Origin of the sequence: Burkholderia sp. KBS0801 (genome assembly GCF_005937855.2) — a bacterium.
GTDB classification, from domain to species: domain Bacteria; phylum Pseudomonadota; class Gammaproteobacteria; order Burkholderiales; family Burkholderiaceae; genus Burkholderia; species Burkholderia ambifaria.
Map to the genome: position 1 here is coordinate 123390 of NZ_CP042177.1, position 11220 is coordinate 134609.

6 protein-coding genes are annotated in these 11220 nt (G+C 67.1%); 3 read left to right on the top strand and 3 right to left on the bottom strand.

Annotation, left to right across the window (positions count from 1 at the left end):
* Positions 1 to 277 precede the first annotated feature (277 nt).
* From FFI87_RS00595 to FFI87_RS00605, 3 genes are all read left to right on the top strand, one after another.
* Positions 278 to 2539 carry a primosomal protein N' gene (locus FFI87_RS00595; protein ID WP_138846895.1) on the top strand — a complete coding sequence of 754 codons (2262 nt, stop codon included), beginning with the start codon at positions 278 to 280 and terminating at the stop codon, positions 2537 to 2539.
* Between the two features lie 365 nt (positions 2540 to 2904).
* Positions 2905 to 6837 carry a trifunctional transcriptional regulator/proline dehydrogenase/L-glutamate gamma-semialdehyde dehydrogenase gene (gene putA, locus FFI87_RS00600; RefSeq protein ID WP_138846894.1) on the top strand — a complete coding sequence of 1311 codons (3933 nt, stop codon included), beginning with the start codon at positions 2905 to 2907 and terminating at the stop codon, positions 6835 to 6837.
* Between the two features lie 84 nt (positions 6838 to 6921).
* Positions 6922 to 8061: a branched-chain amino acid ABC transporter substrate-binding protein gene (locus tag FFI87_RS00605; RefSeq protein WP_138846893.1), complete on the top strand. Its 1140-nt coding sequence runs from the start codon at positions 6922 to 6924 to the stop codon at positions 8059 to 8061.
* Between the two features lie 106 nt (positions 8062 to 8167).
* On the opposite strand, the gene FFI87_RS00610 is transcribed toward FFI87_RS00605, so the two are convergent.
* The 3 genes from FFI87_RS00610 to FFI87_RS00620 all read right to left on the bottom strand — a co-directional run bounded on the left by FFI87_RS00610 (position 8168) and on the right by FFI87_RS00620 (position 11187).
* Entirely contained in the window at positions 8168 to 8455 is a 288-nt protein-coding gene (locus FFI87_RS00610; protein ID WP_138846892.1) for a contact-dependent growth inhibition system immunity protein, read from the bottom strand.
* A gap of 12 nt (positions 8456 to 8467) precedes the next feature.
* The gene (locus FFI87_RS00615) at positions 8468 to 9301 is read right to left on the bottom strand and encodes an RNase A-like domain-containing protein (RefSeq protein ID WP_138846891.1); all 834 of its coding nucleotides are present in this window, start codon (positions 9299 to 9301) and stop codon (positions 8468 to 8470) included.
* A 377-nt stretch (positions 9302 to 9678) separates the two neighbouring features.
* The gene (locus FFI87_RS00620) at positions 9679 to 11187 is read right to left on the bottom strand and encodes a class I adenylate-forming enzyme family protein (protein ID WP_138846890.1); all 1509 of its coding nucleotides are present in this window, start codon (positions 11185 to 11187) and stop codon (positions 9679 to 9681) included.
* Positions 11188 to 11220 lie beyond the last annotated feature (33 nt).

The following is an 11220-nucleotide window of genomic DNA, read 5'->3' on the forward strand; positions in this document are numbered from 1 at the left end:
GTTTGGGAATTTGAATAGCAGCCTTATGGAATAAGGCTTCGCGGGATGCGGCAGCGGGCGGGCCAAATCGGCGGAAAGCACGGCCCCGCGCGCTTTGCGGCTGTTGAACGGCGAGTTCTCAACAAAGTTATCCACAGGCTGGTCAGGGTATACGGCGATTCCTAATGCGAATCCAAAACTTAGCGCCGAATCTGAAGTTTTACTTTAAGTTCGCCACCTTGACGCGAACGTGGGCGCCGGCCGTTCGCGCGCTGCGAACCGCCACCGGAGCGCGCTGATGGCCGATACCTACCTGCGCGTCGCGCTCGACCACCCGCTCGCCACCCTGTTCGACTACCGCTGCGACGTCCAGCCGGCGCCCGAGCCCGGCACGCTCGTCCAGGTGCCGTTCGGCAAGCGGCAAGTCGTCGGGCTCGTATGCGAAGTGACGACTCACACCGACGTGCCGCCGTCCCGGTTGCGCACGATCGACGCAATCTGTACCGAACTGCCGCCGCTGGCGCCCGACTGGCTCGCGCTCGTGTCGTTCGCGGCCGATTACTACCAGCGCGGCCGCGGCGAAGTCGCGCTGCCCGCGTTGCCGCAGGCGTTGCGCGATGCGCAGCGCTGGGGGCGGCTGCTCGCGCCGGAGGTCCGCTACCGGCTGAGCGAAGCCGGCCGCGCCGCGCTTCCCGACGCACTGCCCGCGCGCGGGGCCGCGCTGCGGCGGCTCGCGCAGGCGCTCGCCGACATCGATTCGCTGACGTTGCCCGACGTGCGTGCGTTGCATCCGAAGGCGGCCGCCACGCTCGACGACTGGGCGGCGCGCGGCTGGGTGGCGATCGAAGAAATCGGCTGGGCCGATGCGCCTGTGCCCAAAGCTGTGGATAACCTGTCGACAACCAGTGGACGAGCTGTGCCGCCAGCGCTCACCGACCAGCAGGCCGAGGCGCTCGACGCGATCCGCGCCGCGCAGGGTTTTGCGCCGTTCCTGCTGCATGGCGTGACGGGCAGCGGCAAGACCGAGGTCTATCTGCATGCGCTTGCCGCGCTGCTCGACGTGCGGCCCGACGCGCAGGCGCTCGTGCTCGTGCCCGAAATCAACCTGACGCCGCAGTTCGAGGCCGCGTTTCGCGCGCGCTTCGCGGGCACCCTCGCGGACGACGCGATCGTCACGCTGCACAGCGGGCTCGCCGAGGGCGAACGCGCGCGCAACTGGCTCGCCGCTCACACGGGCCGCGCGCGGATCGTGCTCGGCACGCGGCTCGCGGTGCTCGCGTCGCTGCCGACGCTCGCGCTGATCGTCGTCGACGAGGAGCACGAGCCCGCGTACAAGCAGCAGGAAGGGTTGCGCTATTCGGCGCGCGACCTCGCGGTGTGGCGCGCGAAACATCTCGGCATTCCGGTCGTGCTCGGTTCCGCGACGCCGTCGCTCGAAAGCTGGTGGCAGGCCGAGCAGGGGCGCTACACGCGGCTCACGCTGTCGCGCCGCGCGGTGGCCGACGCGACGCTGCCCACCGTGCGGCTGATCGATCTCGAAGAGGAGCGGCGGCGCGGGCGCGCGTCGCTGGGCGGGCTGTCGGGGCCGCTCGTCGCGGCGCTGAAGGCGCGGCTCGAGCGCGGCGAACAGAGTCTCGTGTTCCTGAATCGGCGCGGTTACGCGCCGCAGCTCGCGTGCGACGCGTGCGGCTGGGTCGCCGGTTGCCCGCGCTGCAGCGCCTACGTCGTGCTGCACAAGCCCGAGCATGCGCTGCGTTGCCATCACTGCGGCTGGGAAGCGCGTATTCCGCGCTCGTGCCCGGAATGCGGGAATGTCGACATCGCGCCGCTCGGGCGCGGCACGCAGCGCATCGAGGAGGCGCTCGCCGAGGCCGTGACGGGCGCGCGGATCCTGCGGATCGACGCGGACAGCACACGACGCAAGGGCAGCGCGCAGGCGTTGTTCTCGGACGTGCACGCCGGTGAAGTCGACATCCTGGTCGGCACGCAGATGATCGCGAAGGGGCACGATTTCCAGCGCGTGTCGCTCGTCGGCGTGCTCAATGCGGATACCGCGCTGTTCTCGCACGACTTCCGCGCGAGCGAGCGGCTGTTCGCGCAGCTGATGCAGGTGAGCGGCCGCGCGGGGCGCGCCGGGCTGCCCGGCGAGGTGCTCGTGCAGACGCGTTACCCGCGTCACGCGCTGTATCACGCGCTCGGCCGGCAGGATTACGTCGGCTTCGCGAATTCGACGCTCGGCGAGCGCCGCGACGCGCACCTGCCGCCGTTCGTCTACCAGGCGCTGCTGCGCGCCGAAGGACGCACGCTCGACGCGGCGCTCGCGTTCCTGCTGCAGGCCGCCGCCGCGCTGCCGGGGCTGCCGGGCGCCGATCGGGTGACCGTATACGACGCGGTGCCGATGACGATTGTGAAGGTCGCGAACGTCCACCGCGCGCAGCTGCTGCTCGAAAGCGCGTCGCGGGCGGCCCTGCAGCATGCGTTGCGCGCCTGGCAGCCGGAGCTGCGTGCGCTGAAGGGCGTACACCGGTGGAGCCTCGAGGTCGATCCGCTGGATATCTGATCCGAGCGGCACGCGCCGCAGCCGTCGGGCCGCGCGCCCACCACGTGGCACCCGGGCCGGCCGTCGAGCCCCTTTCCACACCCGCTTGGGGCGCCCGCCCGGCCGCCCAGTGCAACCATTTTTCCTCTCCGCCCTTCACCCCGCGGGTTGCCCACGCGCGCCAAATCGGCCCGATCAGGGAAAACACCGATCCGCCCACCACGGGCAACCCCTAGGTTGCAACGATCTAAGTGGCTGATTATATTGGCTAACTTGTGGGTGCAACCAATCTCGCAATTCGGTTGCACCTTTTTATTGCGTGCCGTAGGATTTCGCGCATCCTCTCACACCACATTGCCGGGCCCGCACCGGCGCACGAACCCACCATGGCAAGCACGACTCTCGGCGTCAAAGTCGACGACCTTCTCCGCTCGCGCCTGAAAGACGCGGCCGCGCGTCTCGAGCGCACTCCCCACTGGCTGATCAAGCAGGCGATCTTCGCGTATCTCGAGCGGATCGAGCACGGCCAGTTGCCGCCCGAGCTGTCGGGCCACAGCGGCGTGACGGAGCTCGCCGACGGTCAGGCGGCGGACAGCGACGACGACAACTCGCCGCATCCGTTCCTCGAGTTCGCGCAGAACGTGCAGCCGCAATCGGTGCTGCGCGCGGCGATCACGGCCGCGTATCGCCGCCCCGAGCCGGAATGCGTGCCGTTCCTGCTGGGCCAGGCGCGCCTGCCGGCCAACCTGCAGGCCGATGCGCAGGCGCTCGCGACGACGCTCGTCGAGGCGCTGCGCGAGAAGAACTCGGGCGGCGGCGTCGAAGGGCTGATCCACGAGTTCTCGCTGTCGAGCCAGGAAGGCGTCGCGCTGATGTGTCTCGCCGAAGCGCTGCTGCGCATTCCCGATCGCGCGACGCGCGATGCGCTGATCCGCGACAAGATCAGCAAGGGCGACTGGCGCTCGCACGTCGGCCACGCGCCGTCGCTGTTCGTGAACGCGGCGACCTGGGGGCTGATGATCACCGGCAAGCTCGTGACGACCAACAGCGAAGCGGGCCTGTCGTCGGCACTCACGCGCCTGATTGGCCGCGGCGGCGAGCCGCTGATCCGCAAGGGCGTCGACATGGCGATGCGCCTGATGGGCGAGCAGTTCGTCACCGGCGAGACGATTTCCGAGGCGCTCGCGAACAGCCGCAAGTACGAAGCGCGCGGCTTCCGCTACTCGTACGACATGCTCGGCGAAGCGGCGACGACCGAAGAGGACGCGCTGCGCTACTACGCGTCGTACGAGCAGGCGATCCACGCGATCGGCAAGGCGGCCGGCGGCCGCGGCATCTACGAAGGCCCGGGCATCTCGATCAAGCTGTCGGCGCTGCACGCGCGCTACGCGCGCTCGCAGCAGGACCGCACGATGAGCGAACTGCTGCCGCGCGTGCGCGCGCTGGCGCTGCTCGCGCGCCGCTACGACATCGGCCTGAACATCGACGCGGAAGAAGCCGACCGTCTCGAACTGTCGCTCGACCTGCTCGAGGCGCTGTGCTTCGATCCGGAGCTCGCGGGCTGGAACGGCATCGGCTTCGTCGTGCAGGGCTACCAGAAGCGCTGCCCGTTCGTGATCGACTACCTGATCGATCTCGCGCGCCGCAGCCGTCACCGCCTGATGATCCGCCTGGTCAAGGGCGCGTACTGGGACAGCGAAATCAAGCGCGCGCAGGTCGACGGCCTCGAAGGCTATCCGGTCTACACGCGCAAGATCTACACGGACGTGTCGTACCTCGCGTGCGCGAAGAAGCTGCTCGCGGCGCCCGACGCCGTCTACCCGCAGTTCGCGACGCACAACGCGTACACGCTGGCCGCGATCTATCACCTCGCCGGCCACAACTACTACCCGGGCCAGTACGAATTCCAGTGCCTGCACGGGATGGGCGAGCCGCTGTACGAGGAAGTCACGGGCCGCGACAAGCTGAACCGTCCGTGCCGCGTGTACGCGCCGGTCGGCACGCATGAAACGCTGCTCGCGTACCTAGTGCGCCGCCTGCTCGAGAACGGCGCGAACACGTCGTTCGTGAACCGCATCGCCGACAAGACCGTGTCGGTGAAGGAACTGGTCGCCGATCCGGTCGACGAGGCGTCGAAGATCGTGCCGCTCGGTGCGCCGCACGCGAAGATCCCGCTGCCGCGCAACCTGTACGGCGACGAGCGTCCCAATTCGATGGGCCTCGACCTGTCGAACGAACACCGTCTCGCGTCGCTGTCGTCCGCGCTGCTCGCGAGCGCGCATCATCCGTGGCGCGCGGCGCCGATGCTCGCCGACGACGCGCTCGCCGACGCACCGGCGCGCGACGTGCGCAACCCGGCTGACCTGCGCGACGTGGTCGGCACGGTCAGCGAAGCGACGGCCGAACACGTGAGCGCGGCGCTCGCGCATGCGGTGGCTGCCGCGCCGATCTGGCAGGCGACGCCGGTCGATGCGCGCGCCGACTGCCTGGTGCGCGCGGCCGACCTGCTCGAAGCGCAGATGCACACGCTGATGGGCCTGATCGTGCGCGAGGCCGGCAAGTCGCTGCCGAACGCGATCGCCGAAATCCGCGAAGCCGTCGACTTCCTGCGCTACTACGCGGCGCAGATCCGCGACGAATTCTCGAACGACACGCACCGGCCGCTCGGCCCGGTGGTCTGCATCAGCCCGTGGAACTTCCCGCTCGCGATCTTCATGGGCCAGGTGGCCGCTGCGCTGGCAGCCGGCAACACGGTGCTCGCGAAGCCGGCCGAACAGACGCCGCTGATCGCCGCGCAGGCCGTGCGCCTGCTGCGCGAGGCCGGCGTGCCGGCCGGCGCGGTGCAGTTGCTGCCGGGCACCGGCGAAACCGTCGGCGCGGCGCTGGTCGCCGATTCGCGCACGCGCGCGGTGATGTTCACCGGCTCGACCGAAGTCGCGCGCCTCATCAACAAGACGCTGTCCGCGCGCCTCGACCCGGACGGCAAGCCGATTCCGCTGATCGCGGAAACGGGCGGCCAGAACGCGATGATCGTCGACTCGTCGGCGCTCGCGGAGCAGGTGGTCGCGGACGTGCTGCAGTCGTCGTTCGACTCGGCCGGTCAACGGTGTTCGGCGCTGCGCGTTCTGTGTCTGCAGGACGACGTCGCGGACCGCACGCTGACGATGCTCAAGGGCGCGATGCACGAGCTGGCGCTCGGCAACCCGGACCGTCTGTCGACCGACGTCGGCCCGGTGATCGACGCCGAAGCGAAGCAGACGATCGACACGCACGTCGCGACGATGAAGGACAAGGGCCACACGGTCACGCAGCTGCCGGCGCCGGAAGCCTGTGCGCACGGCACGTTCGTGCCGCCGACGCTGATCGAGATCGGCAGCATCGACGAGCTCAAGCGTGAGGTGTTCGGCCCCGTGCTGCACGTCGTGCGCTACCGCCGCAATCAGCTCGACAAGCTGCTCGAGCAGATCCGCGCGACCGGTTACGGCCTGACGCTCGGGATCCACACGCGGATCGACGAGACGATCGCACACGTGATCTCGAACGCGCACGTCGGCAACATCTACGTGAACCGCAACGTGATCGGCGCGGTGGTCGGTGTGCAGCCGTTCGGCGGCGAAGGGCTGTCGGGCACGGGCCCGAAGGCCGGCGGCGCGCTGTACCTGCAGCGCCTGCTCGCGACGCGTCCGTCGGGCCTGCCGCGTTCGCTCGCGCAGATGCTGATCGCGGACGGCACGGTCGAAGGCGACCAGCGCGGCAACCCGGCGGCGGCGCTCACCACGCTGCGCGACTGGCTGATCGAGCAGCGCGAACCGGCGCTGGCCGCGCGCTGCGACGGCTACCTCGCGCAGGTGCCGGCTGGCGCGACCGCGGTGCTGACCGGCCCGACGGGCGAGCGAAACACGTATACACTCGGCCCGCGCGGCACGGTGCTGTGCGTCGCGGCGACGCCGAGCGGTGCGCGTGCGCAGTTCGCGGCGGTGCTGGCGACGGGCAACCGCGCATTGTTCGCCGGTGCGGCGGGCGAGGCGCTGGTCGCGGCGCTGCCGGCTGCGCTGAAGGCGCATGCGACCGTGCGCAAGCAGCCCGACGCGCCGTTCGACGCGGTGCTGTTCGAAGGCGACAGCGACGAGCTGCAGACGCTCGTGAAGGACGTCGCGCAGCGGCCGGGCCCGATCGTGTCGGTGCAGGGCGTGTCGGCGGGCGCGTTCGAGAACGGCGACGCGGAAGACTACGCGCTCGAGCGGCTGCTGACCGAGCGCTCGGTCAGCGTGAACACGGCCGCGGCGGGCGGCAATGCGAATTTGATGACGATCGGCTGACCATCCTTGCCGTTCGGATCAAACAAAGGAAGCGGCAAGGCGATCCCGAAGCCGCTCCATTTACCCTGGTACCAAGGAGATGCTATGCAACACACGATGAAAAAGGTGGCAGGCGCGACGTTCGTCGCTGTCATGTCGCTGGCGGGGACGGCCCATGCGGACGACGTGAAGATCGGTTACGCAGGGCCGATGACGGGCGCCCAGGCTCACTACGGCAAGGATATGCAGAACGGGATCGCGCTCGCGCTGGAAGACTTCAACGCGACGAACCCGAAGATCGGCGGCAAGCCGGTGAAGTTCATGCTCGAGACGCAGGACGACCAGGCTGACCCGCGCACCGGCACGACGGTTGCGCAGAAGCTCGTCGACGACGGCATCAAGGGCATGCTCGGCCACTTCAACTCGGGCACGACGATCCCGGCCTCGCGCATCTACGCGAACGCCGGCATTCCGGAAATCGCGATGGCGACGGCGCCGGAATACACGCAGCAGGGTTACAAGACGACCTTCCGCATGATGACGTCCGACACGCAGCAGGGCTCGGTGGCGGGCACGTTCGCGTCGAAGGATCTCGGCATGAAGAAGATCGCGATCGTCGACGACCGCACGGCCTACGGCCAGGGTCTCGCCGACCAGTTCGAGAAGGCCGCGAAGGCCGGCGGCGCGACGATCGTCGACCGTGAATTCACGAACGACAAGGCCGTCGACTTCAAGGCGATCCTGACCAAGCTGAAGGCGGCGAAGCCGGATCTCGTCTACTACGGCGGCGCGGATTCGCAGGCAGCGCCGATGGTCAAGCAGATGAAGGCGCTCGGCATGACCGCACCGCTGATGAGCGGCGAAATGGTGAAGACGCCGACGTTCCTGAAGATCGCGGGCAACGCGGCCGAAGGCACGATCGCATCGCTGGCCGGCCTCCCGCTCGACGAAATGCCGGGCGGCAAGTCGTACGCCGAGAAGTACAAGAAGCGTTTCGGCGAAGACGTGCAGACCTACTCGCCGTACGCGTACGACGGCGCGATGGCGATGCTGAACGCGATGAAGAAGGCCGATTCGACCGATCCGGCGAAGTATCTGCCGGTGCTCGCGAAGACCGACATGGCCGGCGTCACGTCGACCCACGTCGCGTACGACGCGAAGGGCGACCTGAAGAACGGCGGCATCACGATGTACAAGGTCGAGAAGGGCGAGTGGAAGCCGCTGAAGAGCATCGGCGGGAAGTAAGCCGCACGGTGTGGCAGGCTGGTTGCCGGCCCGCGGAATTGTGCGGTGCCGGTGAGCCTGCCGGGCCCGCCGCGAGCGCGAAGCGCTTGCGGCGGGTTTTGTTTTTTTATTGGCGGAGCAGGTTTTTGACTTGGTCGAGGAAGGATCGTGCCGTATGCCCCCATAATCTCACGCTGAATTGCGGGGCCCATGTGTTATCAAAAGCCTCATCCAGATCATGCGGATGGCGAGCTAGGAAATCGTCTATCTGAGCAATCAACTTTTCTCTGTCTGATGGCGTGCTGCATCCTATGTAATCGGCGATGATTTCTGGAATTGTATTTCCAAAGAGATCAGAATCTTCTCCGAAATAAATGGATATGAATTGGTCGAGCTCAAAGTGCTTTTCATGCATTTGTGGGTCCGATTATAGCAAAAACGCAGTTAAAATATAATATGGCATTGAATTATAGGCCGTTAGCTTTATTACTACTGCTACGCGACGTGACATAAAGCTGGAGTCAGCTTCCCGAGTAATGATTTGACCGACAGTGCGTCCAACGTCACTTACGAATTTTTGTTTGCTGTTTCGATGTGCTGAGGCAGTCCACCGTTCGATCTGATGGGCGTGGGTTCGTAGGACTTCTGAAACGGCCCATTCTGCGGTTCTTAAGTCGTTGAAGGATGACACGGCGCCAAGCCAAGGTTGGTATTTCAATCTCTCGCGTAGTTGAGCCTCTGTTTTTCCAACGTGTCTCGCGACGGTATGCCCGCCGAGCCGCGGATTCGTCGCCCTTGCCTCATGCTGCATCAGATTGATCCGTCCCGCCGTAATGCTCGACGCACGAATCGCCTTGATCGCGCCTGCGAGCCCGAACGGCACTGCAAGCTCCAGCGACAGCCCGACATGATCAGCCATTTCCGGCGGCGCTTTCGCCGCTTCGACCAGCTTGCTCACGCCGTGTTGCAATAGCGCGCTCGTCTGTCGCCCAGTCCAGACCTGGTTCAGGCCGGCTGCCCCCGTGTCGGCGCCGTGTACGCCGAACGCGACACAACCGAGTTTGGTGAGGCCGGTCGGTTCCGGCGCGACGCACAACGCCGCAGCGCCTGCCATCTCAAGCACGCCGCCCACGACGTGCAGGCCGCCCCATAACCGGTTGCTCAACATCTCGCCCGGACTGATCGTCTGGCGCTTCAGTACGGCAGCCAACTGGGCCGCACTCAGTATGACCTGAACTTCACCATCGTGGTCCTCGCGCATCGTTTCTCTCATATGGAAATAAAAATGAAAGAAACGACGTTAATACATTGATTGAATGGATATTTTTCGAGATTGGCGCTAACGGAGCGAATCCCTGAGCCGACGCGGCTTGTCGGTGGATCGAAACGTCACAAACGGTAAATGAAGGCCACACGGACGTTGGCGCAACTGGCTCCCACATCCACGTCAGTCGGGCACTTACGCTTTTCGTCGGAAGGCCGGCGATGTGCCTGTTCCGGCATCAATTCGATTCGCCGGGCGAGGGTATACGCCGGCAAGTATCAGGAGCGCTTCGGCGAAGTACCTGCCGTTGCGCGAAGACGAACATGGCCGGTGTCACGTCGACGCCCGTTGCGCGACTCGCACGTGCATCACCGTTATTCACGCCGCACGCGCAGCAAGAACTTCTGCAACTTCCCGGTCGGCGTGCGCGGCAGCGCCTGCCCGAACGCGAACTCTCGCGGTACCTTGTACGCCGCGAGCCGCTCGCCGCAGAACGTACGCAGCGCATCCGCATCGGGCGCCGCGTTCGCCCGCATCACCACGTGCGCGACGACCGTCTCGCCCCAGTCCGGATGCGGAACGCCGACGACGGCCGCTTCCACGATGTCCGAATGCGCGCCGAGCACGTCCTCCACTTCCTTCGAATAGACGTTCTCGCCGCCGGTGACGATCATGTCCTTCAGCCGGTCGACGATGAACAGATAGCCATCCTGATCGATCCGCGCGATGTCGCCGGTGCGATACCAGCCGTCCGGCGCGAACGCGGCGTGCGTGGCGGCCGCGTCGTCGAGATAGCCGAGCATCATGGAGTCGGTCTTCAGCCAGATCTCGCCGGTCTCGCCGGGCCGCGCACCGACGCCGTCCATCCGCACCACCCTCAGGTCGACGCCCGGGCCGCCGTGGCGGCCGATCGAGCCGGCCTTCGCGACCTGCTCGTCCGGATACAGTGTCGTGCCGGCGGGCCCCGCTTCCGTCATTCCGTACACCTGAAAGAACGCGTGACTGCGATACGCACGGGCAAGCCGTTCGGCCTGCGTGGCGCCGATCGGGCCGCCGCCGTACAGCCACGCGCGCACGCTCGACAGGTCGAACGCCGCGAAGCCGTCGATCGTGTCGAGCGGCAGCGTGTACGACACCGGCGCGCCGAAATACAGCGTCACGCGCTCGCGCTCGATGGTCTGCAGGAAGCGCAGCGGATGGTATTCGCGCAGCAGCACGACGGTGCCGCCCGCATACAGCGTGCCGCCGAACCAGTTGTTCAGCGGCGACGAATGCCAGATCGGCATCGCCATCAACGTGCGTTCGTTACGGCCGATGCCGGTCGCGAGCGCGGCCTGCATCGCCGCGAGCGTCACCGTGCGATGACTGTGCACGCAACCCTTCGGGCGGCCGGTCGTGCCGGACGTGTAGAGGATCTGCGCGATGTCGCCGTCGGCCGGCTCGATGCCCGCGAGGCCGTCCATCGTCGCGCACATCGTGTCGAAGTTCGGCACGCCGTCGAGCTCGCCCTCGGTCACGAGCCGCCGCGCCGGATGCACGACGCGCTCGACCACCGGCGCGAGCGCCACGTCGAACAGCAGCGCGGTGCTGCGGCTGTGTTCGAGCACGTAGTCGACTTCCGGCGCCTGCAGCTTGTGGTTGATCGGCACGAACGCCGCGCCGAGCCGCCATGCGCCGAACATCAGGTCGACGAAGGCCGGTGTGTTGAAGCACATCGCGGCGACGCGGTCGCCGGCCGCGACGCCGAGCGCGCTCAGCACGGCCGCCGCGCGGTGCGAACGCTCGCGCGCGGCCGCATACGTGATCGTCGCGGATTCGCTGACGAGGAACGGTTTGTCGGGCGTCGCACGGGCGGCGCGGTCGAGGGCGGCGACGAGGTTCATCGAGGCTCCGGGCGGGCGAACGAACGCGAATTC